Source organism: Ruegeria sp. BI12 (assembly GCF_056537985.1).
On record NZ_JBQFSL010000001.1, the window covers coordinates 1,539,928 to 1,564,963 of the forward strand.

Sequence of the window (25,036 nt, forward strand, 5' to 3'; positions counted from 1 at the left end):
AAATAGCTGATATTGCGACCAAAGGCGGCGGGTGCCCCTGTTAGCGCCGATAATCTTCGGGGCGAATCTGATAGCGCGCCAATTTGTCGTAAAAAGTCTTACGCGGCAGCTTCAATGCCTTTGCTGCATCTGACGCTTTCCCATTGTGCCGACCCAGTGCCGCAATCAGCAACGAACGTTCGACGCGCGCCATTTGCTCGCTCAGTCCCAGATCAGCCGCCTGTGCAACCTCCTCAGGCATCCCCAACACGAAGCGCATCGCCGCCGACATCAGCGATCTGGCATTGCCCGGCCAATCGCTGGCCATCAATGATGCCAGTCGCTCTGAGGTGATCTCGGGCTCGGCAATACCCGCCTGTTCTGCCGCTTGCGCGACATAATGGCGAAAGATCACTGGGATATCTTCGGGCCGTTCCGCTAGTGACGGGATCCGCACACGCATGACGTCCAGACGATAGAACAGGTCGGCATTGAATTTGCCCTGATCTGACAGCACGGCCAGATCGGCGGTCGTCCCTGCAACAATACGTGCGCCCGTACCCTGTTCTACCAACTCAAGTGCGGCGTATTGCGTCGCACTTGGCATGGCCGAAATCTCATCCAGAAACAAAGACCCACCGGCCGCATCTTCACACACTCGCGCCAGTCCCTCGGGCGTCATCCCCGAGGCCGGGCGCTTGACGAATGGACCCTGCCCGACCGGCGACATCAAATGCACGACCTCGGCAACTTTCGAAATCCCGCTTCCAGGCGGCCCGGTTACAAGAACCTCAGCCCCGGTGGGTGCGACGGATCGGACCCGTTCACGCAGCGCCTCGGCCTGTGCAGACAGACCGAACAACAACCGCGCGGCCGGGTCTCCGCGCTCAAGCTCTGATTTCAGGGCACGTTGTTCGATCACCTGGGCGCGCGCGTCCAGTGCGCGCTCTAAAACAGACAGCAGGTCTGCTGCCGCACATGGCTTTTCCAGAAAGCCGAACGCGCCCTGTCCCATTGCCTGTACCGCCATCGGGATGTCACCCTCTCCGGTCAAAAGAACAACCGGCAGGTCGGGATCAACCTCGCGCGCGTAGTTCAGCAGGTGAAACCCGTCCCGGCCCGGCATTCGGATATCTGAGACGATCACGCCGGGAAAATCCGCGCGAATATGGTCTTTTGCTGCAACAAAGGACCCCGCAGTGACGGGATCGTAGTCCGCCAGCTCAAGCGTTTGCGCCAAGGCCTCGCGAACGGCGGCATCATCATCAACCAGTAAAACTTTCCGCGTCATGCGACCTCGTGTTCCGTGAAAGGCTCAAGCTCGACCGTGAACAGCGCCCCGGTATCCAGATTTGCACCCCGGATATTACCCCCAAAGCTTTGCACCAAACCATACGAGATCGAAAGCCCAAGCCCCATCCCCTCAGAGGATCCGACGGCCTTGGTCGTGTAGAACGGCTCGAACAGCTTTTCCGAGTTTTCGATACCAGGACCGATATCGCGGACGGTAACGGCCAGCTTGTTGCCATGTTCGATCCTGATGCGAATAAGGCGATCGACCTGCCCGCCCATCGCGTCAGCAGCATTGTTGATCAAGTTCACGAACACCTGAACCAACCGTACTTCGCCGCCCCACGCGTAAACCGGGCTGTTGGGCGGTGCCCAATCCATACGGACATCTTCGGTCCGCAACCGAGCCTCGGTCAGTTCCACCGCCGTATCTATCACCTGAACCAGATTGACCTTACCCATCGGTTCGCTTTCGTTGCGAGCAAAAGCGCGGAGGTTCTTGATAATGCGTGCCATCCGGGCTGCCATGGCAGAGATACGGGTCAGGTTCTCTGAGGCTTTCTCATTCCGGCCGCGAGACAGAAATGCGGCGCCATTGTCGGCGAATTGCTGGATCGCCATCAGGGGCTGATTCAATTCGTGACTGATGCCCGCCGACATCTGGCCCAACGCGCTGAGTTTGCCCGCCTGAATCAGCTCTTCCTGAGCGTGCTTCAGCGCGGTTTCGGCATCCTCGCGTTCACGCACCTCGCGGCGCAGAGCGGTGTTCGCAGCCGTCAAAGCATGAGTCCGTTGCGCGACCCGGCTTTCCAATACAGCGTTGGCCTCGGCCAATGTGCGACGGCGTTCGGTCGCCAAATACAATAGTGCGCCGAAGGCCAAACAGATTGCGGCAACGGTTGCTGCCTGCAAACTCGCCAGGCGCTGCGCGGGTGCCACATCGACCAGAACCTCAGCTGTCATATCAATAACAGGCAGGTCCAACATCAGGTGCAACGCACGGCTGGGCAGGTATCGCCCCCAATTCAACTGCCATACCTCATGCGGACCGACCTGAACCGAGGCGAAATCGACCGCCCCGCCATCCGGAGGTGTCAGGCCCACTTGTCCCTCATCCCGGTGCCAAAACAGCAAATCTGATCGGTTCGAGATAAAGACGACGCCGTCACCGTCAATGAAAAACACCGCCTCGGTACTACCACGCCAGGTCTGTTCAACATCCTGCACATCGGCCACAACGATCAGTACGCCCTCGACCTGACCGACAGGACCAAAGGCAGGGGCGGCGTAAGAATATGTGCGATCTCCGCTGCCTTCCACAACACCATGCGCGCTGCCCATCGCACCCTGCATTGCACGCTGGAATGCAGGATGATCGGCCATGTCTTGGCGATCCACCGGCTGTGCCGAGGCCAGAACCCGCCCGTTTTGGTCCAGATACATCATGTTGACGGCCGAGGTCTTGTCAGCCACGTCCAGCAATATCTCGCGCGCGGTCTGTTGCTGCGCCGGCGTTTCAAGGGACCGCAGGACGGGATGCGTGGCCATCAACACCGCCAGTTCCTGATAGACCTGCATCTGAGTGCTCAGACGGTCTGCAGCCAGTTCAAGGTCGGCCTCGGCCTTTTCGCTAAGCTGCGACAGCGCCTGACGGTAGCCATAAGACCAGACGCCGACGGCCAATAGGCCGACAGCAAACAAAAATCCCAGAATGACCCAAACGCGTTGCATGACATAGGGTCTTGCATTCAGCGCGCTGCATGGCAAGTCTGCGCCGCATGAAGACGGTATTTCAATCCCCGGTCGATCCGGATTTCGTACAAAAACCCTACCCGTTCTATGATCAGGCGCGCGCGAGCGGTGACCTCGTCTTTTGGGACGATTATGGGAAGGTCGCAGCGGTGTCACATCGTGCAGTATCGGCCCTTCTGAAAGACCGCCGCTTTGGGCGTGAGGTGCCAGAAGAATTGCAAACACCTGGACCAGCACATCTGGCACCGTGGCTGGCGGTCGAGGCACACTCGTTGCTCGAAGCAGAACCGCCGAGGCATACACGCTTGCGGGCGCTGGTGATGAGGGCATTCACGTCGCGGGCAATTGCGGCGCTGGAACCTTCGATCCGCGACCTAACTCATTCTTTGATTGACGCTTTTCCCGATGAACCCTTTGATCTTCTTTCCGCCTATTGCACGCAAGTTCCGGTCATAACAATCTGCCGACTGCTGGGCGTGCCCGAGGAAATGTCACCCAACTTGCTGCGCTGGTCCCATGATATGGTAGCAATGTATCAGGCCAGCCGTAGCCCTGAGACCGAAACTGCCGCTGCTACTTCTTCTCAGGAATTCACCGACTTTTTGATCGGCTACATCGAGCAACGCCGCAACGATCCACAAGACGACCTAATCACACGATTGATTGTGGCCGAGGAAGATGGCGAGAAACTATCGCTCGAAGAGTTGGTCGCCACCTGCATCCTGCTTTTGAATGCCGGGCACGAGGCGACCGTGCACTCGCTTGGAAATGGCGTGAAGACCGTTCTGCAACTGGGTGTCAGCCCTCAAGTCTTTTTGCCTGACAGCATCGATTGCACAGTCGAAGAGATTTTGCGCTATGATCCGCCGCTACATATGTTCACCCGCTATGCTTATGAAGACATAGATGTTTTCGGGCACAGCTTTGAACGCGGAGATGAGGTTGCGCTGCTATTGGGCGCGGCAAACCGGGACCCTGCGGTCTGGGCTGACCCGGACAGGTTTGATCCCAGCCGGGCCATTGTCACGAACACCAGTTTCGGTGCTGGTCTGCATTTTTGCGTTGGTGCTCCGCTGGCCCGCATGGAAATGCGAGTCGCGCTGTCCACGTTGTTTGAACGCTGTCCGAACCTGCGCCTGAGCGCCGATCCGGAGTATTCGAACACCTACCATTTCCACGGGCTGACCAGATTGATGGTGCAGACTTAGCTTTGGATCAATGCGTTCAAGGGCAGCATGGTCGTCGATTTGATTTCTTCCATAGACAGCAAAGCAGTCACATTGTGCACACGCACTTCTGAAATCAGCGCCTGATAGAATTCGTCATAGGCACGCGCGTTCTTGACCCGCACCTTAAGGATATAATCGATATCCCCGGCCAACCTGTGGGCTTCTTGCACTTCGGGCCTGTCGCGCAGGGCTTTGAGGAACTTGTGCTGCCAGTCAGCCTCGTGTTCTGAGGTACGGATCAAAACGAAAAACGTAGCCTCAAATCCCAGTGCTTCAGCGTCCAATAGTACGGTCTGCTGACCGATCACACCGGCCCCTTTCAGCTTGCGTATCCGATTCCAGACAGGGGTTTTGGAACTACCGACACGGGCGGCTATTTCGTCAAGCGATTGGCTTGCGTCCCGCTGCAGCTCGACCAGAATTTTCCGATCCGTATCGTCAATCCGCACCGACATTCCAAATTTCCTTTCGTTTCGAAACGAACGTTCCCAAGGCCAGCCCAGACGGAACGTTTGTCCTTATTTACCCGCCCATATGGCGTATCGGCGGGAATATTTCCTATATTGCAACTCAAGTCAAACCACACTCGGGACAAGAAATGCAGCTTACGCAATCATACGATGGCACAGGACATGTCGACTTTGTCGGCGCGGGTCCCGGCGATCCGGAATTGCTGACGCTCAAGGCGCTAAATGCCTTCGAGCGCGCGGACGTTGTACTTCATGACCGTCTGATCAGCGCTGAGGTTCTGGCACTGGCCGGCAAGACCGCCCAACTGGTCGATGTCGGCAAGGCAGGTTTCGGCCCGTCGTGGAAACAGGAAGACATTGACGCCCTGCTGGTCGATTACGCCCTGAAAGGTCAGCGCGTCGTTCGCCTGAAATCCGGCGACCCGACCGTGTTTGGACGCCTGGATGAAGAGATTGAGGCGGTCGAGGCTGCTGGCATATCTTGGCGGATCGTACCGGGCATCACTGCTGCGTCGGCGGCGGTTGCAGGGATTGGTCAAAGCCTGACACGGCGAGGCCGCAATTCTTCGGTCCGTTTTCTGACAGGCCACGACATGAAAGGGTTTGCGGATCACGACTGGACTGCCTTGGCACGCGCCGGTTCAGTGGCCGCGATTTACATGGGCAAAAAGTCCGCTCGTTTCATTCAGGGCCGCCTGATCATGCACGGTGCAGATCGCCAGACGCCGGTGACGTTGGTTGAAAACGCTACGCGCCCCGACCAGCGCATTCTGGAAACGACTCTGGACCAGTTGCCCACCGATTTGAACGCCGCCGAAATGGACGGCCCTACCCTGACATTTTATGGCCTCGCCCCACGCCAGGCGGCCGTGGCCCTGACCGAATTCAAGAAGGAGCACGCCTGATGGCCCGCGCTTTTACCCCCAAAGTAGTGACCGCCAACGACTTGTTGGAAGGTGACGTTATTTACCTGACTGAAGACGACCGGTGGTCTCGGGAGTTGTCCGAGGCCGAGCTGATCACCGATGAAGCGCATGCTCAGGTCCGCCTGCTGGATGCCACGCGTCAGGCCAGCAAAATCGTTGGTGCCTATCTTGCCGATGCCGTCGCCGGCGACAACGGCCCCGAGCCCACCCATTTCCGGGAAGACTTCCGCCGCACTGGTCCGTCCAACTATGCCCACGGCAAACAGGAAACTTCCCCGCAGCCCCGGGCCTGACCTCTGGCCCTTCTCTCTCCCCTTCTCAAGGCCCCACGGTTCGGGGCTGCAACTAAGGACAGCTAATCATGTATCGCTACTCCGAGTTCGACACAGCATTTTTGGCAGAACGTAACGCGCAGTTCCGCGCGCAGGTCGAGCGCCGCATTGACGGCTCGCTGACCGAGGATGAATTCAAACCCCTGCGCCTAATGAACGGCCTGTATCTGCAGTTGCACGCATATATGCTGCGGGTCGCTATCCCCTATGGCACACTGTCCAGCGCGCAGATGCGCCAACTGGCCTTGCTGGCCGAGAAGTGGGACAAGGGCTATGGCCATTTCACCACCCGCCAGAACATCCAGTATAACTGGCCCAAGCTGAATGACGTGCCCGATATGCTGGACGCTTTGGCCGAGGTCGGCATGCACGCCATCCAGACCTCGGGCAACACTATCCGCAACGTGACTGCGGACCATTTCGCTGGTGCCGCCGCGGATGAGATCACCGATCCTCGCCCCTATGCGGAATTGCTCCGCCAGTGGTCGACCGACCACCCGGAATTCCAGTTCATGCCGCGTAAGTTCAAGATCGCCATCACCGGTTCGGAAAATGACCGTGCCGTGATCAAGGCGCATGACATCGGCCTGCAACTGGTCGAGCGTGATGGCGTACTGGGGGCCCGCGTTATCGTGGGTGGTGGCCTGGGCCGTACCCCGATGATCGGTAAAGAACTGTCCGAATTCGTCTCCTTTGACGACCTGCTGGCTTATCTGGAAGCCACTGTTTCCGTGTGGAACCAGATCGGTCGCCGCGACAACAAGTACAAAGCTCGCATCAAGATCACCGTGCATGAGCATGGCATCGACGCGATCCGCGCCAAGGTTAACGAACGCTTCCTGAAAGTTCGCCCGCAGTTCAAGGGCGCAGACATGAATCTGTTGGAAGAGATCAAGGGCCACTTTGCCCCGCCAACCTTCCGTGAAGCCTCGGTTGCGTCGTTCGAAAGTGCCTACACCAACGATCCGGTCTTCCGCTCTTGGGTCGATACCAATATCGCGCCGCACAAGAACGCGGACCACGCGATCGTCACGATCTCGATCAAGAAGCACGGCCAGACGCCGGGCGATGCAACCGCCGAACAGATGCGTGTAATGGCTGATCTGGCCGAAGAGTTCGCCTATGACGAATTGCGTATCAGCCATGAGCAGAACGTAATCCTGCCGCATGTCCACAAATCAGACCTGCCCGCGATCCATGCGAAGCTGAAAGAGTACGAACTGGCCACCGCTAATATCGGGCTGATCAGCGATATCATCGCCTGCCCCGGCATGGACTACTGCGCGCTGGCGACAGCCCGTTCGATCCCGGTTGCCCAAGAGATTGCGACCCGTTTTGATGAGCTGAAGTTGGAGCATGACATCGGTCACCTGAAGATCAAAATCTCGGGCTGCATCAACGCATGTGGTCACCACCATGTCGGTCACATCGGCATCCTGGGTCTGGATCGCGCTGGCGTCGAGAACTACCAGATCACTCTGGGTGGTGATGCGACCGAAACAGCCGCCGTTGGCGACCGCACCGGTCCAGGCTTTGCCTATGATGAGATCGTGCCAGCCGTTGAGCGCATCGTGGACACTTATCTGGAACAGCGTGACAGCGCCGAAGAAACGTTCCTGGAAACCTATCGCCGTGTAGGCATGGCACCGTTTAAGGCGGCGCTTTACCCCGAGGCGCAGGCCAATGCCGCTTGACCTGATCCAGACGGAACTGGGTAAAGATCGCGCAGAGCTAACCGAACAGGTCGACGCGCTTAACGCCCGGTTCCGCCATCACAGCGCCCATGATGTCATGCACGGCGCGCTGGAAGAGATCGAAGAACTGGCCCTTGTGTCCAGTTTCGGTGCCGAGTCGGTCGTGTTGCTGCACATGGCGGCGGTAATCGACAAAATGACGCCGGTGCTATTCGTAGACACGCAGATGCTGTTCACCGAAACGCTGGAATATCAGCAAGAGGTCAGCGAACGTCTGGGGCTGAAAAACGTCCGCATCATCCGCGCCGAGGATGAAGATGTGGAACGCGAAGACCCCTATGGGGCGCTGCGCTTGGGTGACACCGATGCGTGCTGCAACCTGCGCAAGACTTTCCCGCTGCAAAAGGCACTGGCGGGGTATGGTGGCTGGATTTCCGGTCGCAAACGGTTCCAATCAGGCACACGCGCCGCACTTGACTTCTTTGAGGTCGAAGACGGCACCGGCCGGATCAAGGTCAACCCGCTGGCCCATTGGGCGCCCGAGGATGTGCGCGCCTATATGGACGAAAACAACCTGCCCCGGCATCCGTTGGTGGCTAAAGGTTACCCCTCGATCGGCTGTGCGCCCTGCACCTCGCCGGTCAAAGAAGGCGAAGACCCCCGCGCCGGACGCTGGCGCGATCAGAACAAAGAAGAATGCGGCATTCATTTTGTCGACGGCAAAATGGTGCGCGCTGGAGAGAAAACATGAACGTAATCGTAACGGATGAGGGGTTCGCCCCCGATGACTGGACTGATGGCTTTGTTACTCTGGAAGACGCAGCCAATGATGTCGTGGCGCTGGACGTGGCCTCGGACACTGACCCCGATGAGCTTGTCGACCGCCTGGGCAGCGCCCGGATGGTCCGTGTGGACTTCCCGTCTTCGGCGGATGGTCGCGGCTTTACCATCGCCCGCGTGTTGCGCCTAAAAGGCTACACCGGTCGTTTGCGGGCCAGAGGTCATGTTCTGGCTGACCAATATGCCATGGCGCGCCGCAGCGGGTTTGATGAGGTCGAAATCGACGACGCGCTTGCCAACCGCCAGCCCGAAGATCAGTGGCTGGCCCGCGCCGATTGGAAAGACCACAACTATCAGGCCCGCCTGCGCGGCTAAGTTCGCCAATCGCCAGCTTGTGACTTCAAAGGGGCATTTAGCCCCTTTTCCTGACTTGGATCAAAGATTAAACGGAGATGTCGGTTTACCCAGCCGATAGTGAAACGATGACAGAGATGAAACCCGTGACCGAAGTAACCGCAGTCAAGGCCCCCGTCCTTCCGGACGCACAGACCGTAACAGACGTCAAACATTGGACCGACAGCCTGTTTTCCTTCAAGGTGTCGCGTCCCGCCTCGCTGCGGTTCCGGTCGGGAGAGTTCGTGATGATCGGCCTGCTAGGCGACAACGGCAAACCTTTGCTGCGCGCTTATTCCATCGCCTCGCCTTCGTGGGACGAAGAGCTGGAGTTCTACTCGATCAAGGTCCAGGACGGCCCGCTGACCTCAAAGTTGCAGCACATCAAGCCGGGTGATCAGATCATCTTACGGCCCAAGCCCGTTGGCACGCTGGTCCACGACGCCCTGCTGCCCGGTAAGCGCCTTTGGTTCTTCGCCACCGGAACAGGTTTCGCACCCTTCGCCTCGCTGCTGCGCGAGCCGCAGACTTATGAGGATTATGATGAGGTCATCATAACCCATACCTGCCGCGAAGTTGGCGAACTGGAATATGGACGTCAGCTGATCGAAAACATCCGTCAGGATGAAATGCTGGCCGAGCTGATGGGCGAAGGATTTGCGGACAAGATCCGCTATTATCCGACCACCACACGAGAAGAGAGCCCCAAGATGGGTCGCATTACCGAGCTGCTGAAAGATGGCACGGTCTTTGCCGATCTGGGCATCGAAGGCGGCATCAAACCGGATACTGACCGGGCGATGGTTTGTGGTTCGCTGGCCTTCAACCTCGACATCAAAGAGATTCTGGAAGAGTTCGGCCTGCGCGAAGGTGCCAATTCCGAACCCAAGGAATTTGTCATCGAAAAAGCCTTTGTTGGTTAATCCAACACGCCAGTCCGGGGCAATTTACCCCGGACTGGCGAAAAACCCCTGACAAAACCCGGAATTTTCGGACTGGCCTGTACTTATGCCGCTTGAAACGGCGTGCAGGCCAGTCTAAATTCCGACCTCGAAATTCTGCAATTATCAAAGGAATGAACCCATAGCTCGCAGACCTCACAACGCGCCGCCGCAGAGAGACACCGGCCCCCGCGTCAATGACAAGATCCGTGCCCCTGAAATTCGCCTGATTGGCGCCGAAGGCGAAAACGTCGGGGTGGTTCATCCCGCCAAAGCCATGCAGATGGCCGCAGATGCCGGACTTGATCTGGTCGAGATCTCGCCGAATGCGAACCCGCCGGTCTGCAAGATCATGGACTTTGGCAAGTTCAAATATGAGCAGCAGAAGCGCGAAAGCGAAGCTCGTAAGAAGCAAAAGATCATCGAGGTGAAAGAGGTCAAGTTCCGGCCCAACACCGACACGCATGACTACGATGTCAAAATGCGGAACGTGTTCAAGTTTCTTGAGAACGGCGACAAGGTCAAAGTCACTTTGCGTTTCCGTGGCCGCGAGATGGCGCACCAGAATCTTGGACGTGAGCTTCTGGAGCGTGTGGCAGCCGATACCAAAGAAATCGGCAAGGTTGAAAACATGCCGAAGATGGAAGGTCGTCAGATGATCATGATGATCGGCCCGCTGCCGCAGAAGTAATCGCGGTGCATATCGAATTCGAAACCCTGTCAGATACGCTCTGACAGGGTTTTTTGTTGGTATCAGGCACAGCGCGCGGCAATACCGCGCGGAACGCTTCAGCTCGGGATCGAGGCCGAGATTGCCCGGCTAAGCTTGCCGACAAGCTCGTCTAACTGCGTGTCTTCGATAATGAACGGCGGTGCCAGAAGGACATGATCACCGAGACGTCCGTCCCGGGTGCCAGACATCGGATAACAGATCAGCCCCTCGGCCAGCGCCGCCTTCTTGATTTTGCCCGCAACACCGTGGGACGGATCAAACGGCGTTTTTGTTTCTCGGTCGGCCACCAGCTCCAGCCCTCGGAACAAACCTCTGCCTCGGATGTCACCTACATTCGGATGCTGTGCGAACTCGGCCCGCAACGCCGCTTGCAGCTTGCCGCCCATAGCGTCGGCGCGTTGGGGCAGTTGGCGCGTGGTCAGTTCGGTGACAACAGCCAAGGCCGCAGCCGTTGCAACCGGATGACCGATATAGGTGTGACCGTGCTGAAAGAACCCGGATCCGTCGCGAATTGCTTCATAGATTTTTTCGCTACACATCATTGCACCAATCGGCTGGTACCCGGCACCCAACCCTTTGGCAATGCACAGAATGTCCGGTGCGACCCCATCATGATCGCAAGCGAATAAATGGCCGGTCCGACCCATACCGCACATAACTTCATCAAGGATCAAAAGAACCCCGTATTGATCACAGATTTCGCGAATACGCTGGAAATACCCTTCAACCGCAGGCACCGCACCCAGCGTCGCCCCCACGACAGGTTCTGCCATGAACGCCATAACAGTTTCAGGGCCCAAGCGAAGGATCTCTGCCTCCAACTCATTCGCGACGCGTTGACCGTAATCAAAACTGCTCTCATCATCGCGCTTTTCTGCGTATTCGAAACATGGCGCGACATGCGTCATCTCAATCAGCATCGGGGCAAACTGCGCCCGCCGCCATTCATTGCCCCCGGCCGACAACGCACCCAGCGTGTTCCCGTGATAGCTCTGCCGCCGTGCGATCACGCGGCGACGCTCGGGCTGACCAATTTCAAGAAAATATTGCCGAGCAAGCTTCATAGCCGCTTCTGTCGCCTCGGAACCGCCCGAGACAAAATAAACACGATCCAGGCCACCCGGCGCATGTTCAATCAGCAGATCAGCCAGCGCCTCGGCAGGTTCGGAAGTCATGAAACCAGTATGCGCAAATGCGATCTGTTCGACCTGCCGCTGCACGGCCTCAATAACAGCCGGGTTCGAATGGCCAAGGCACGACACTGCAGCATCACCACAATCCAGATAACGCTTCCCCTGATCGTCAATCAGGTAGCAGCCATCGCCACCAACAGCGACTGGAAGAATTGATTTGGTGTGACGTGGAAAAACGTGACTCATAGCAAAGTTCCTTTCAAAGCCGCGATCAGCGCCGAAACCGACGTCGCATTGTTTGCCCAAGTATTTCCGTCTCGGTCGGTCAGGCTGTTTTCAAATCCGACCCGTACATCCCCACCGCGCTCCGCTGCTGCCAAAAGACAAGCATGCTCTTGCCTTCCGAACGCACAAACCATCCAACGGGACGGGTTTTGCGGAAAGTGGTCAAGGTCTTTTGGCGTGGATTCCTGTCCTGAGGTGTACCGCCCCAAAACCAGCAACCGATCAGTTTGTCCGTCGCGCACAATCCCACGGGCCTGCCAATCCGCCAGCAAAGCCGCATCTTCATCGTTATAGAGAATGTGCTGAACGCGCGTCCCCTGCTCGGCGCACAATCCATATACCTTGTCCGCCAAATCTGGCGCTCGCGCAATTTCGCGGACCGAGATCGAGGCCCAATTGGGCTTCACTTGCTGCAAACACTGAAACTGGGCTGGGACATCAAATACACCCGCTGCTTCGGTCGTAATCTGAATGTCCACCGTGGGCACCGAACGACGCAATTCGGACATCGTCTCAAGGTAACGCCCGGCATCCAACGAGTGCTGCCCTTGATCATCGCGCACATGCAGGTGCATTCCATCCGCTCCTGCCTGATAGCAGCTTTGCGCGGCGGCTACGATTTCGGGCAACGAAACTGGAAGCTGGGCGTGATCTACGTGCCCCCTGCGTGCACCGTTCGGCGCTACCAAAACATAAGGCATTTGTGTTTGTGACAGTGTTTCGGACATAAGAATAACCTTTGCGACTGTTGATCCAGTTAACGACCTCACGCCCGTTTTCAATTTACATTTTTCATAACATTTGTTTTTCTTTTCGCATGTCCATAACCCCGAACCAACTCACCGACATCTTGCGACGGCAGATAGACCAGCTGCCTCCCGGATTGCAGATGGCCGCAAAGTACATTCTGGATCATCCTGCAGATTTCGGGCTGGATCCAATCCGGGAAACTGCAGCAAAGATCGGCATCAGCTCGAACGTTCTGGTGCGGCTGGCACATCGGATGGGGTTTGATGGCTTTGACGCCCTTCGTGCTCCGTTTCGCGATGCTTTGGTCACGGATAGCGAGGATAACCTCAGCCAAAGCTGGCTTGCCGACATGCAGGACGATGACACATTCAGTGCTGCGCAGTCGAAATTCGCACAGAACGCACAGAACGTAGTAATGCGATCCCTGCGGTTAATGAACCCTGACCGCGTCAGGCAGGCCGTCAAAATCATGACGTCTGCAGACAGGTGCTTTGTCACTGCCACGCGCGCAAGCTATGCCTTGTCTTACTATTTTTCTTATGCCGGGCGTATGGCGCATCCCGGTCTCCAGCTTGTTCCCCGTCACATGGGGTCCGCGTCAGACGATCTGCTTGATGCAAATCCAAACGACTGCCTGATCGCCATCACTGTCCACCCCTATTCCGCCGACACCATCCAATCGATGCGGCTGGCGCGGCGCATGAACATGCCGATCATCCTGATTGCCGATAGCGAAGTCATCGCACCCGGGATCGAACCGGACGTGGTCTTTCCGGTCAGCACGCGGTCCCTGCATCACTTCTCAAGCTATGCAGGGGCTATGGTGGTTCTGGAATGTCTACTGGGCCACCTGTTTCAAGCGGGCGGCGATGCGGCGCGCGATCGTGTGGACAGTTACCAGAAGTCCCGAGAGGACACCGGTGCCTATTGGCGGCCATCCCAACCGCCCAAAATAAGACGCACATGAAAAAACCCCGGCCACAAGGACCGGGGCTTTTGTTTGAGTGTTTTCAGCTCACATACAGGCTTCAATGGCCCGCTTGGTCATGACACTGACCAGATGCGCGCGATACGCCTTGCTACCGTGCAAATCGCCAATCATGTTCGCGGGATTGATGCTCAGCCCCGTCAGGGCATCCTGCCGAAACTCCTTGTTCAGGGCTTCTTCGGCCTCGGACCACCTGAATACACCGTCCTCGCTGGCGCCGGTCACGGCAACGCGAACACCGTCCGCGAAACGCGCCAGATACACTCCGACCAGTGCAAAGCGCGAAGCGGGTTGCAGGAACTTCTGGTAGCTGGCCGCTTGAGGTACCGGGAAATTGACCGTCGTGATGATCTCACCCTCTTCCAGAGCCGTCGTAAACATGCCCTGGAAGAAGTCGTCCGCGGTGATCTGGCGATTATTGGTGATGATCGTAGCACCTGATCCCAAAGCGCCCGCAGGATAGCAGGCGGCCGGATCGTTGTTGGCCAGCGATCCACCAATAGTGCCGCGATTGCGCACAGCAGGATCGCCGATCTGGCCCGCCAGCGCTCCCAGCGCCGGATAATTGCTGGCCGCCTCCGACGCGACAGTAGCATGGGTTGTTGCACCACCAATAGCCACCGATCCGTCATCCTCGATACAGACGCCCTGCATGTCAGGAATCCCACCAAGCGACACCAGTGTTGACGGCGCTGCCAATCGCTGTTTCAGCGTTGGGATCAACGTTTGGCCACCCCCCAACGCCTGTGCATCCTCGCCTCCCAATGCCGAAACGGCATCCGCAATTGTCGAGGGCTTCTCAAACTCGAAATTGTACATTTCGCTTTTCCTTTCCGAAAGGCGTGGATCCGCCCTTCATCTGGCTATAAATATCCCGGGGGTCTGGGGGCAGAGCCTCCAGCCTACCGAACCAATCAGCTGTTCATCGCCGCCCAGACACGTGACGGGCTCATCGGCATATCGATGTGATCGACCGCCTTGCCGCCCGAGTTCAGCGCGTCCAGCACTGCGTTTACTACTGCAGGCGGTGAACCGATTGCTCCGGCTTCGCCGCAACCCTTCACACCCAACGGGTTATGCGTACAGGGCGTCTGACTGGAATGATCGACACCATAGAAAGGCACGTCATCCGCCCGCGGCATCGCATAATCCATGAAAGATGCGCTCAGCAACTGACCGTTTTCATCATAGGCACAGTTCTCCAGCAGCGCCTGACCAATACCCTGACCGATACCGCCATGAACCTGACCGTCGACGATCATAGGGTTGACGATGTTGCCAAAGTCGTCAGCGGCGGTGAAAGACTCGATCGTCACCTGACCGGTCTCGGGGTCAACCTCGACCTCGCACGCATATGCGCCGGCCGGGTAAGTAAAGTTGGCCGGGTCGTAAAACGCGGTCTCCTCCAACCCTGGCTCAACTTCCAGCGGATAGTTGTGCGGAACATAAGCCGTCAGTGTCACATCACCCCAAGCCACCGATTTGTCGGTGCCCGCGACGCTGAACTGACCGTCCTTAAGCTCGATATCGGCTTCGGATGCTTCCAGAAGGTGGGCCGCGATCTTCTTCGCTTTCTCGATCACCTTTTCCGTCGCCTTGACCATAGCCGAGCCACAGACGGCCAGAGAACGCGAGCCATACGTGCCCATTCCAAATGGGATCTTGGACGTATCGCCATGAACGATCTCGACCATCGACTCGTCGATACCGATCATGTCAGCCACAACTTGCGGGAAGGCGGTCTCATGCCCCTGCCCGTGGCTGTGTGCTCCGACCATGACACTGATCGAACCGGTGGCGTTCACCCGCACTGTCGCCGCATCATAGAGACCCGCTCGGGCGCCCAACATGCCGACGATGTTCGACGGCGCGATGCCGCAGGCTTCGATATAGCAGTTGATGCCAAGGCCACGCAGCTTGCCGTTGGCCTCACTGGCAGAGCGGCGTGCCGCAAAACCAGCCAGATCGGCAGCAGCCTCAAGCTTGTCCATCGTACCGTTGTAGTCCCCGGTGTCGTAGGTCAGCGCGACCGGCGTGTCATAGGGGAACTGGGTGACAAAGTTCTGACGGCGCAGGGCAATCGGATCGACGCCCAACTCTCGTGCAGCTTTATCGACAACACGTTCCAGCTGATAAGTCGCTTCGGGACGGCCAGCGCCACGATAGGCGTCCACCGGCACCGTGTTGGTGAACATCGCCTTCACGTTCACCTGAATGACCGGCGTTTTGTAATTGCCCGCCATCAGTGTTCCGTGCAGCCAGGTCGGAACCGAGCTGGAGAAGGTCGACAGATAAGCTCCCAAGTTGGCATAGGTGTTGGTGCGCAGGCCGATGAAGTTGTTGCCCGAATCCAGCGCCAGTTCGATCTTGCTGACATGGTCGCGGCCATGGGCATCGGACATAAATGCCTCGGACCTGCTTGAGGTCCACTTGACCGGGCGATTACAGGCCTTGGCGGCGAAGGTGCAGAACGCCTCTTCCGCATAGTGGAAGATCTTGGTTCCAAAACCACCACCAACATCCGGGGCCACCACGCGCACTTTATGTTCGGGCAGGCCTAGAACAAAAGCACACATCAGCAGCCGGATCACATGCGGGTTCTGCGACGTGGTGAAAAGCGTGTACTCATCGGTGCCGCGCTTGTACTCCCCCACCGCCACACGTGGCTCCATCGGGTTGGCAACCAGTCGGTTGTTGACCAGATCCAGCGTCGTCACGTGGGCCGCGTTGGCAAAGACCTCATCGACCTTGGCGTCGTCCGTCTCACCCAATTGCCAGTCATAGCAGATGTTGTTCTTCAGATCGTCATGAACCAGCGTCGACCCATCCTGAGCAGCAGCTTTCATGTTCATGACAGCCGGCAGTTCTTCGATATCCAAATCGATCGCCTCGGCCGCATCACGGGCCTGTTCGAGACTGTCGGCCACAACGGCCGCAATCGGGTCGCCCACATGGCGCACCTTGCCTTGTGCCAAAATGGGGTGCGGCGGCTCCTGCATAGGTGCGCCGTGCTTGTCGGTCACTTCCCAACCGCAGGGCATCCCGCCCACACCTTCGAAATCCTTGCCGGTGAAAACCTTGACCACGCCCGGCATGCTTTCAGCTGCAGAGGTGTCGATGTTTTTGATCCGTCCATGCGCGATGTCGGACCGTAGGAAATGTACATAGGCCTGGCCATGTACGTTGATGTCGTCGGTATAATTGCCCGCTCCGGTCAGAAAGCGTACGTCTTCGCGCCGCTTGGAACTGGCTCCGATGCCACTGTCTTTGGGCATTGCTTGTTCTCCTCCCATAAACGGATGCTCTGCATCCTATGTCTTCCCACGGGCGCTTCATCGGACGCCCGCAGCGGCATCATTCGGCAGCGATGCTGCTGACGTCCTGACCAGATGCGGCCATGATCGCCTTGACAATGTTGTGGTAGCCGGTGCAACGGCACAGGTTGCCTTCCAGATACTTGCGCACCTCGGCTTCGGTCGGGCGCGGGTTTTCCTTCAGCAGTGCCGCAGCACTCATGACCATTCCCGGTGTGCAGAAACCGCATTGCAGGCCGTGATGGTCCTGAAATGCCTGCTGAATCACGTTCAGCGAGCCATCCTGGTTAGCCTGGCCTTCGATCGTGCCCACATCAGCCCCATCTGCCTCAAGCGCAAGCATATTGCAGGACTTCACGGCCTCGCCGTTCACATGAACAACACACGCGCCGCATTGCGCTGTATCGCAACCCACATGAGTGCCAGTGAGATTGAGATTCTCGCGTAAAAAACCGGACAACAGCGTCCGACCTTCCACCTCACCGCTCACGGTCTTACCGTTCACGGTCATTGAGACCTTGGTCATAAGATCCTCCCCTATTGGCTTTTATCGCTATCGCCGAGTTAAACACGGGAAAATTTGTTTGAGAACAAAAATATTTAGCGCCAATATCCGACGTTCGTAGGGGTCGTCTTTTCCATCTCAGCCGCCTAAGAAGAAAAGCTAAATTGCTACATCACCTTTTGCGCGATGCGCGTGGTTGCGGCCGTGTCGGGATTTCTTTCAACAGCCCGCCAACCCCCATCCCAGCAATGTCCGCGCCGGTTGTTTCGATGCCGCAAGCAACCCGCGACAGGACCCAATCCGCGCCGTTCAATGCGGGCGAACGGGCGCATCCGGGCAATCCGATTACTGGCCTTGGGCCGAGTGTTCCAAGAAACAGCAGATTACCAGGGTCGACTGGCATGCCGAACCTGTCCACCTGACCGCCAGCCGCCCTCACGGCCTGAGGTGCAACATCAAAAACATCAGATGTGGCAGAGCCGGTCAGGATCATCACAATGTCACCGGCAGCCTCTGAGATAGCCTGCGACAGCGGTTCGGCTTTGTGTGGAACAATCCGTACATCGCTGAGGTCCATGCCAAGGGTTTCCACCCGGCCGCGAATTGCTGCGATCCCCTTTTCGTTGGGGGGACCTCCGGGAATATCCGTGACGATCAGCCCTGCCGTTTTATGGACCGGTGCGATCAAACGAATCGAAGCCCTGGCCAGACCAGCGGCCTGCACGACGTCATCCTTTGGAACGGCATAGGAAATCACCTTGATCGTGGCGACCATCCCGCCCGGGCCCATCTGTTGATATTGCGGCACCGTCGCTACTGTGATCATCGGGTTGACGCAGTTGAACTCCTGCAGGGCCGCAACGTCCAATTCGACAACACCCGGCCCGTCGGCCAGCAGGTTCACGCGCCCGGTAAACGGCTGCGTTACACGTAATCCGGCGGCGTTTGGATCAGGCGCAAGTGCAGCGGCCAACATTTCAGCTGCCTCATCCTCATGGCAATCGCCAGGCTCAAGCTGCGCAACCGTGACCTCATCATATCCAGCTGCACCCAGCTGAGCGCCATGTTCGGCAGTCAGCAGCAGTCCTTTGCGCAACTTGGCATCCTGCACCTGGACGGAGTGTGCAAGGATCGCGCCGGTGGCCTCAGCGACAGGAACGGGGCCGAATTTCACGCCTTGCCCCGCAGCACAGCCGTCATCTGTGCGAGGATTGCCACCGCGATCTCGGACGGATCCGCCGCGCCGATGTCCAATCCAATAGGCCCGTGGATCTGAGCAATCTGTTTGTCCGTAAATCCCGCCTCTTTCATGCGTGCAACCCGCTTGGCATGCGTACGCGTGGACCCCAGAGCCCCGATATAGAACACGCCCGCCTTCAACGCAGATTCCAAAGCCGGGTCGTCCAATTTGGGGTCATGCGTCAGCAAAACAACAGCGGTTCGCGTGTCCATGCCCAGCTTGGCCACCGCCTCGTCCGGCCAATCAGTCAGGATGGTTTCGCCCGGAAAACGGGCTCCAGAGGCAAAGGCGTCGCGCGGGTCGATTATGGCCGGATCATATCCGGCGATCCGGGCCATTGGAACCAGCGCCTGCGCAATGTGCACTGCCCCCACTATTATCAATCGCAGTGGAGGGTTGTGGACTGCAACAAATGTCTGCCCGTCCTCCTCAAAACCTGATCGGTCCATGCGCATTCGGTCTGAATAAGCTTTGCGCCGCAAAGCCCGATGACCGGTTTCGGTATTAACTTCATAGGCCACCGGTTCCCGCTGTGCGCGGGCTTTGACCAGATCTCGCAACATGGATTCTGGCAGGACCGAACCGATAGGTTCCACTAAAACACGAATCGTTCCGCCACAGGCCAGACCCACAGCAAATGCATCCTCGTCACTGACACCAAATTCCAACAGACGTGCCTCACCCTCGTCCATCGCTTCAAGCGCTTCGACGATGACCGCTCCTTCGACACAGCCACCGGACACCGAGCCTTCGATGCGACCATCTGCGGCAATCACCAACTGAGCCCCGACACGGCGCGGCGCGCTGCCCCAGGTTTCAACCACCGTGGCCAGCGCGGTTGGATGGCCTTCGTCATGCCATTTAAGAGCCGTCTCTGGGCTGTTGTCGAATCTGTCCATTGCACCCTCCCGGCGTGTTCTGACCCAACATAGGCAGGTTTGGCGCAATGAAAAGTAAGCCTTAAGGCCAATATCGAATCTTCCCCAACCCTCAAACGCAACGACCTGAATCGGCGTATACAAGCCCAGATCAGCACGCCAACGACTAATCATTGATTGCACCTGACCCAGATTCTAGCCTACATGCGTAGCTGCTGCATTCCAGTATGCGCATATTAATTTTTCACAACGGAGACAGAGAGTTGAAACGCATTATTACACTCGGAATGGCATTTGGCCTGTTCACCGCAAGCGTTGCATCCGCGGACACTTTCCTGCGTTATGGCGAAGTTGAAGGTTGGAAAGTCTTTATCGACGAGGACAAGAAATCCTGCCTGATCGAAGCTGTAGATGACGCCGAAAATGTCGTTCAGATGGGTCTGACCGAAGACCGTAGCGTCGGATATGTCGGCGTCTTCACCAAGGCCAAGACCGACATCAAGCGCGGTGAAAAAGAAGCTGTCGCGGTCCTGCTGGGCGACAACATCTATGTCGGTGAAGCAACCGGCATGAAGGGCAACATCACCAAGGGTTACTCCGGTGGGTACGTCCTGTCTGACGATCCCCAATTCGCCGATGACCTCGCCAAGCAAAAGGTCATGGTTGTATTCCCGGAAAAGGAATTTGCCTTCACCGTTGATCTGACCGGTACTTACAAAGCCATGGAAATGGCCCGCAAGTGCAACGAAGAACAGTTGAGCTGATACTCAGTCGGAAAGCGCGGACAACAACCGCGCTTTCTCACCCACGTCATCGGGTTTCGAGATGACATTGGCCAGATCTTCCAACGACGCGATCGAGTGACCAGCACGGAAGCTGTCCACATGGGGCAGCATCGCAGCGACGCCTTGTGCCTTGGGTGCAAACCCGTCCCAACGCAGCAATGGGTTCAACCAGATCAGGCGTCGAGCGGACAAGTGCAATCGCTCCGTCTCTTTCCTCAGTGCCTCCGGGTCACCCCGATCCAGCCCGTCCGAGATCAACAGGACCACAGCACCTTGCCCCATGACCCGCCGCGACCAATCGCGGTTGAACGCGTGCAGACACTCGCCAATCCGCGTGCCCCCTTCCCAATCCTGCGCCTCGGCCCCGGCAGAGGCCAGTGCGGCATCTACATCTCGTTGCTGCAGATGGCGTGTTATGTTGGTCAGGCGTGTCCCGAACGTAAACGCATGAACCTTGGCCCAGCCTGCCCCTTTGGCATTCGAAACGGCATGAAGGAAATGCAGGACGACCCGACTGTATTGGCTCATCGACCCTGAGATGTCGCAAAGCACAACAAGGTTGGGCCATCGCGGCTTGGGCTTGAGCTTGGCAATATCGCGCAGCTCTCCCCCCTGCCGCATCGCCGCGCGCAGCGTCCGTGCCCGATCGATGCGATGGCCCAAATGGCTGGACTGACCGCGCCGGGACTCTATCGGCTTTACCGGCAGAGCAAGCCGAGACAGCATCCGCTTGGCTTGCGCGATCTCAGCGGTGCTCATTTGTTCAAAGTCCAGACTGCGCAGACGTTCTTCGGAAGACGCGGTTTGCGAGGCGTCGATTTCTAGTTCGGTCTCGTCGCCCTGCTCCGCCACTTCTGGCAGATCACGTTCAACCCCGTCCAAAAGCGCCTCAGCCGCTCGCTTTTCGGCCGCGTCCGCTTTGCGTTCTTCCTGTACGCCACGGATAGCGGGCAACATCATGGACATCATGTGTTCCAGATACCGCGGATCACGCCAATAAAGGCGAAAGACCTGCGCGAACACAGTGCGATGTTCGGGTCGGTTCACGAAACAGGCGTGCAGAGTCCAATAGAAATCGCGTTTCTCAGTGAACCCTGCGGCCTGAACCGCGCGGATGGCATCCACTACTCGACCCGTCCCAATCGGTAGCCCGGCCTTACGCAAGGCGCGGGCGAAATGGGTGATGTTTTGCGCCAGCTTGGGGTTTTCAGGGATGTCGATCGGAAATTGCTCGGCCATCAGGCCGGTTCCAGAGACGCTTTGGCTTGATCCAGAATCCGTTTTGCCTCGGACCCCTGCAATTTCTGGATGTCGTCCTGGTATTTCAGGATCGCCCCCAGCGTATCCCCGATGACTTCGGGGCTGAGGTTGATAACATCCAGGGCCAAAAGGCACTTGGCCCAGTCAATCGTCTCGGCAACACCCGGTTTTTTGAACAAATCCTCGGTGCGCAGGTGCTGAACGAAGGCCACGACTTCGCGGCTGAGGGCTTCGGCCGCTTCGGGTGCACGTGCGCGCAGGATTTCGATCTCGCGGTCGAAATCGGGATAGTCGACCCAATGGTACAAACAACGCCGCTTTAGCGCATCGTGGACTTCGCGTGTGCGGTTGGACGTGACGATGACAATGGGCGGTTCGGGCGCATTGACGGTGCCCAGCTCGGGGATCGTGACCTGAAAATCGCTGAGTGCTTCAAGCAGGAACGCCTCAAATGGTTCATCCGTGCGGTCAAGTTCATCAATCAAAAGAACAGGTGCGCCGTTTTCATCCGGACGCATCGCCTGCAGCAGCGGGCGTTCGATCAGATACTCGTCCGAGAACAGCTCGGACTGAAGCGCGCCCCGATCCGCCCCACCCGAGGCTTCGGCTGTGCGAATAGCCACCATCTGCGCCGGAAAGTTCCATTCGTAAACAGCGGAGGAGGCATCCAGACCTTCGTAACACTGCAGTCGGATCAGGCGGCGATTCAGTCCAGAAGCAAGAGCTTTGGCGATCTCGGTTTTGCCTACCCCGGCCTCACCTTCCAGAAACAGTGGCCGACCCAATTTCAAGGACAGAAACACTACTGTCGCCAGCGCCCGCCCGCAGACATAACCTTGCGCGCCCAGCATGGATTGGACGGCATCGATGGAATCTGGTTGTGTCATGTTCAATTCTCTCCTTCGCCACAACAGTTCACGGCAAGGGACGCGCGTCAAGACCGTGGTCTTTCCGGGACTTACGACGATCGAACAAGTTGACAAGGCTTACAACCGAATTGAAGGCCTTTTACCGTCGGGTCCGCTGTGCTAGCGGAAAGCCATGACCGATACCCTTACAATCCACCGTCCCGACGACTGGCATCTGCACCTGCGCGATGGCGCCATGCTGCAGGCCGTCCTGCCCGAAACCGCGCGCCACTTTGCCCGCGCGATCATCATGCCGAACCTCGTGCCGCCCGTTGTTCGCGGGGATCAGGCGGCCGCCTACCGAGACCGGATTTTGGCCGCACTGCCCGAGGGCATGACGTTCGAGCCGCTGATGACGCTGTATCTGACTGAAGATACGGATCCCGAAGACATGGCCGCAGCCCATGCCAGCGGTCTGATCAAAGCAGTCAAATTGTACCCGGCCGGCGCGACAACCAATTCGGCCTCTGGGGTGCGTGATTTCGACAAGGTCCGCCCAGTTCTTGAAAAGATGGCGGAGATTGGCCTTCCAATGTGCGTGCACGGGGAAGTAACCGACGCCGAAATCGACATCTTTGACCGTGAGGCCGTGTTCATCGACCGTGTTCTGGATCCGATCCGCAAGGCCACGCCCGGTCTTCGCGTGGTCATGGAGCATATTACGACCGCCAACGGTGTGGATTACGTCAAAGCCAATGACACCGATCTGGGCGCGACGATCACAGCGCATCACCTGATCATCAACCGCAACCATATTCTGGTTGGCGGGATCAAGCCGCATTACTACTGCCTGCCCGTCGCCAAGCGCGAAGAACACCGGTTGGCACTGCTGGCGGCTGCGACCTCGGGCGATGCGCGATATTTCCTGGGCACTGACAGCGCGCCGCATACTGACGCCAACAAGGAAATGGCATGTGGATGCGCCGGGTGTTTTACGGCGACCAACACGATGTCTCTTGTGGCTGAGATGTTTGACCGAGCGGACGCGCTGGACAAGCTGGAAGCCTTTGTCTCGCTGAATGGACCAGCTTTTTACGGTTTGCCGGTCAACGAAGACTTCATCACCCTGTCCAAGGGCGAACCGGTTGAATATCCCGACAAAATCGAATCCGCCGATGGCCCAGTCACAGTGTTTGATCCGGGCTTCCCGTTGCACTGGCGCGTGGCTTAACCCGTTAGGAACTTACACAGATCGCGGGCGCGACCTCCGGTGCGCAGCATCGACCAGATCGCGTCCGCGTCTTCTGCCCCAATCAGTTTGTTGGCTTTACCGCGCACGCGGTCTTCACGAACTGACAAGGTCATGGGGGCCAGCAGATCATGGGTAGCCTCACGCCGTGCCCCATCCCTGCGCAACAAGGTCAGTTGCGCCTGTGTTTCCGACAAACTGTCATCCGCTTCGACCGAGACGCGATCCCGCAAGGATATAAGGCGCGGGTCGGTACATATTTTGTCGGAATAGCTGCCAGGCAGGGCCGTATCGTACCCAAGCGCCTGCATCGCAATCACGGTTCGATAAGAGAACTTGGCGCCCAACCCGGTTGACGGGGACATCTGGTTACAGACACTCATCCATCTTGGATGCGTCTTGATCTTGATCTCGGCAACTTCCGGCTCTGCAATATCCAGATCGCGTGCCGCCTCAAGTGCTGCGTGCAAACCGTGGCAACACGCGTGATACTTGTGACTGACGCTTTCAAAAAACCATTCCTCACCCAACCCATCCAATGATGCCGCAACGTCGGACTGACCATTGTGGGTTGCGCCAAAACCGTCGGGTCCTTCCATCGCGTCTAAGTTTGGGTCGAAGCCCGATGCCACCAGCAATGCGGCCTCAACCCCGGCTGAGGCCGCCAAACCGGCGTTATACGGTTTGCCCATTGTTCCGAATTGCGCCTTTAGTCCCGCCGCCCGGGTCGCGGTCAGGCCCAGAACTTTTTGCATTTGCTCGACGTCAAACCTCAAGATTCGGCCAACCGCAACAGCTGCACCAAAGGCGCCGGAGGTTGCTGTTTGGTGAAAGCCCGCCTGATAATGATCGCGCCCAAGCCACAGGCCGATGCGAATAGACGTCTCCATTCCGATCAGCGCGGCCTCCAGGAAATCGACAAGAATACGGTCATCCCATTCGCTTGCAGCAAAAGCTGCTGGCAAAACGGCGACCGAAGGGTGGCCGATATGGGCGAAATGCGTATCGTCGTAGTCCAAGGCATGTGACACGGTTCCATTCACCAATGCGGCTCCGCGCAAGGGGGCGGCGCCTCCGCCAAACAGGTGTGCCTGTTCCGCGCCTAGTTCGCCAAGCACAAGGTTCCGCACGGTTTGGGACACGGGTTCCTCAACGCCGGCGCGCCCAACGGCAATCCAGTCCAAAACAGAAAGAGATGTCACAACCCGCGCCTGCAAGGTCGTCGTGATGGGCCCCGCCGCAAAGGCTGCCAAAGATGCGGTAAAATCGGTCATGGGCGCAG

Annotated in this window: 24 protein-coding genes; 11 read left to right on the plus strand and 13 right to left on the minus strand. The window is 57.9% G+C overall.

The features are described 5' to 3' along the window. Positions 1–40: 40 nt before the first annotated feature. Entirely contained in the window at positions 41–1,270 is a 1,230-nt protein-coding gene (locus tag ACR0AK_RS07935) for a sigma-54-dependent transcriptional regulator (RefSeq protein ID WP_480792931.1), read from the minus strand. Next, on the minus strand, positions 1,267–3,000 hold the full coding sequence (locus ACR0AK_RS07940; protein WP_480792932.1) for a sensor histidine kinase: 1,734 nt from the start codon (positions 2,998–3,000) through the stop codon (positions 1,267–1,269). Before ACR0AK_RS07940 ends, ACR0AK_RS07935 begins: the two co-directional genes overlap by 4 nt. A 47-nt stretch (positions 3,001–3,047) precedes the next feature. Between ACR0AK_RS07940 and ACR0AK_RS07945 the strand changes: the two genes are divergently transcribed. Next, complete coding sequence (locus ACR0AK_RS07945) at positions 3,048–4,229, plus strand: cytochrome P450 (RefSeq protein WP_480792933.1); 1,182 nt, start codon at positions 3,048–3,050, stop codon at positions 4,227–4,229. Here ACR0AK_RS07945 and ACR0AK_RS07950 read toward each other — a convergent pair. After that, positions 4,226–4,705, minus strand: coding sequence for an Lrp/AsnC family transcriptional regulator (locus tag ACR0AK_RS07950; RefSeq protein ID WP_170557543.1), 480 nt, complete (start codon positions 4,703–4,705; stop codon positions 4,226–4,228). The genes ACR0AK_RS07945 and ACR0AK_RS07950 overlap by 4 nt on opposite strands. Before the next feature lie 143 nt (positions 4,706–4,848). On the opposite strand from ACR0AK_RS07950, the gene cobA reads away from it, so the two are divergent. The 7 genes from cobA (at position 4,849) to infC (ending at position 10,477) form a co-directional block, all read left to right on the plus strand. Further along, positions 4,849–5,625, plus strand: a complete 777-nt coding sequence (gene cobA, locus ACR0AK_RS07955; protein ID WP_480792934.1) for a uroporphyrinogen-III C-methyltransferase — start codon at positions 4,849–4,851, stop codon at positions 5,623–5,625. Further along, the gene (locus ACR0AK_RS07960; protein ID WP_170557547.1) at positions 5,625–5,939 is read left to right on the plus strand and encodes a DUF2849 domain-containing protein; all 315 of its coding nucleotides are present in this window, start codon (positions 5,625–5,627) and stop codon (positions 5,937–5,939) included. Before cobA ends, ACR0AK_RS07960 begins: the two co-directional genes overlap by 1 nt. Before the next feature lie 68 nt (positions 5,940–6,007). Then, positions 6,008–7,672 (plus strand): nitrite/sulfite reductase, encoded by a 1,665-nt coding sequence (locus tag ACR0AK_RS07965; protein ID WP_480792935.1) that lies wholly within the window; start codon positions 6,008–6,010, stop codon positions 7,670–7,672. Continuing rightward, positions 7,662–8,423 (plus strand): phosphoadenylyl-sulfate reductase, encoded by a 762-nt coding sequence (locus tag ACR0AK_RS07970; RefSeq protein WP_480792936.1) that lies wholly within the window; start codon positions 7,662–7,664, stop codon positions 8,421–8,423. Before ACR0AK_RS07965 ends, ACR0AK_RS07970 begins: the two co-directional genes overlap by 11 nt. Further along, positions 8,420–8,827 (plus strand): DUF934 domain-containing protein, encoded by a 408-nt coding sequence (locus tag ACR0AK_RS07975; RefSeq protein WP_170557552.1) that lies wholly within the window; start codon positions 8,420–8,422, stop codon positions 8,825–8,827. The genes ACR0AK_RS07970 and ACR0AK_RS07975 overlap by 4 nt, the downstream gene beginning before the upstream one ends. Before the next feature lie 107 nt (positions 8,828–8,934). After that, complete coding sequence (locus ACR0AK_RS07980) at positions 8,935–9,768, plus strand: ferredoxin--NADP reductase (RefSeq protein WP_170557554.1); 834 nt, start codon at positions 8,935–8,937, stop codon at positions 9,766–9,768. Positions 9,769–10,015: 247 nt separating this feature from the next. After that, positions 10,016–10,477, plus strand: a complete 462-nt coding sequence (gene infC / locus ACR0AK_RS07985) for a translation initiation factor IF-3 (protein WP_438826307.1) — start codon at positions 10,016–10,018, stop codon at positions 10,475–10,477. A gap of 98 nt (positions 10,478–10,575) precedes the next feature. Here infC and ACR0AK_RS07990 read toward each other — a convergent pair whose 3' ends face one another. Both ACR0AK_RS07990 and ACR0AK_RS07995 read right to left on the minus strand, forming a co-directional pair. Then, complete coding sequence (locus ACR0AK_RS07990; protein WP_480792937.1) at positions 10,576–11,898, minus strand: aspartate aminotransferase family protein; 1,323 nt, start codon at positions 11,896–11,898, stop codon at positions 10,576–10,578. Further along, the gene (locus ACR0AK_RS07995) at positions 11,895–12,665 is read right to left on the minus strand and encodes a beta-keto acid cleavage family enzyme (RefSeq protein ID WP_480792938.1); all 771 of its coding nucleotides are present in this window, start codon (positions 12,663–12,665) and stop codon (positions 11,895–11,897) included. Before ACR0AK_RS07995 ends, ACR0AK_RS07990 begins: the two co-directional genes overlap by 4 nt. A gap of 89 nt (positions 12,666–12,754) precedes the next feature. Here ACR0AK_RS07995 and ACR0AK_RS08000 point away from each other — a divergent pair, with 89 nt between their 5' ends. Continuing rightward, positions 12,755–13,654: a MurR/RpiR family transcriptional regulator gene (locus tag ACR0AK_RS08000; RefSeq protein WP_480792939.1), complete on the plus strand. Its 900-nt coding sequence runs from the start codon at positions 12,755–12,757 to the stop codon at positions 13,652–13,654. A 48-nt stretch (positions 13,655–13,702) separates the two neighbouring features. Here the strand turns inward: ACR0AK_RS08000 and ACR0AK_RS08005 are convergent, their stop codons facing one another. The 5 genes from ACR0AK_RS08005 to ACR0AK_RS08025 all read right to left on the minus strand — a co-directional run bounded on the left by ACR0AK_RS08005 (position 13,703) and on the right by ACR0AK_RS08025 (position 19,633). After that, positions 13,703–14,494 (minus strand): FAD binding domain-containing protein, encoded by a 792-nt coding sequence (locus ACR0AK_RS08005; RefSeq protein ID WP_480792940.1) that lies wholly within the window; start codon positions 14,492–14,494, stop codon positions 13,703–13,705. Between the two features lie 95 nt (positions 14,495–14,589). Beyond that, entirely contained in the window at positions 14,590–16,950 is a 2,361-nt protein-coding gene (locus tag ACR0AK_RS08010) for a xanthine dehydrogenase family protein molybdopterin-binding subunit (RefSeq protein WP_480792941.1), read from the minus strand. Between the two features lie 79 nt (positions 16,951–17,029). Then, on the minus strand, positions 17,030–17,515 hold the full coding sequence (locus tag ACR0AK_RS08015) for a (2Fe-2S)-binding protein (protein WP_109311614.1): 486 nt from the start codon (positions 17,513–17,515) through the stop codon (positions 17,030–17,032). Positions 17,516–17,666: 151 nt separating this feature from the next. Further along, positions 17,667–18,668 (minus strand): molybdopterin-binding protein, encoded by a 1,002-nt coding sequence (locus ACR0AK_RS08020; protein ID WP_480792942.1) that lies wholly within the window; start codon positions 18,666–18,668, stop codon positions 17,667–17,669. Beyond that, the gene (locus ACR0AK_RS08025; RefSeq protein WP_480792943.1) at positions 18,665–19,633 is read right to left on the minus strand and encodes an XdhC family protein; all 969 of its coding nucleotides are present in this window, start codon (positions 19,631–19,633) and stop codon (positions 18,665–18,667) included. The genes ACR0AK_RS08020 and ACR0AK_RS08025 overlap by 4 nt, the downstream gene beginning before the upstream one ends. A 242-nt stretch (positions 19,634–19,875) precedes the next feature. Between ACR0AK_RS08025 and ACR0AK_RS08030 the strand changes: the two genes are divergently transcribed. Continuing rightward, complete coding sequence (locus ACR0AK_RS08030) at positions 19,876–20,376, plus strand: hypothetical protein (protein WP_254452874.1); 501 nt, start codon at positions 19,876–19,878, stop codon at positions 20,374–20,376. A 3-nt stretch (positions 20,377–20,379) separates the two neighbouring features. On the opposite strand, the gene ACR0AK_RS08035 is transcribed toward ACR0AK_RS08030, so the two are convergent. Both ACR0AK_RS08035 and ACR0AK_RS08040 read right to left on the minus strand, forming a co-directional pair. Continuing rightward, a complete protein-coding gene (locus tag ACR0AK_RS08035) occupies positions 20,380–21,636 on the minus strand; it encodes a vWA domain-containing protein (RefSeq protein WP_170557572.1) in 1,257 nt (418 codons plus the stop codon). Further along, entirely contained in the window at positions 21,636–22,544 is a 909-nt protein-coding gene (locus ACR0AK_RS08040) for an AAA family ATPase (RefSeq protein WP_480792944.1), read from the minus strand. Before ACR0AK_RS08040 ends, ACR0AK_RS08035 begins: the two co-directional genes overlap by 1 nt. A 154-nt stretch (positions 22,545–22,698) precedes the next feature. Here ACR0AK_RS08040 and pyrC point away from each other — a divergent pair, with 154 nt between their 5' ends. Then, positions 22,699–23,736 (plus strand): dihydroorotase, encoded by a 1,038-nt coding sequence (gene pyrC, locus ACR0AK_RS08045; protein WP_170557575.1) that lies wholly within the window; start codon positions 22,699–22,701, stop codon positions 23,734–23,736. Here pyrC and ACR0AK_RS08050 read toward each other — a convergent pair. Next, positions 23,733–25,028, minus strand: a complete 1,296-nt coding sequence (locus ACR0AK_RS08050; protein ID WP_480792945.1) for an MmgE/PrpD family protein — start codon at positions 25,026–25,028, stop codon at positions 23,733–23,735. The genes pyrC and ACR0AK_RS08050 overlap by 4 nt on opposite strands. Between the last annotated feature and the right edge of the window lie 8 nt (positions 25,029–25,036).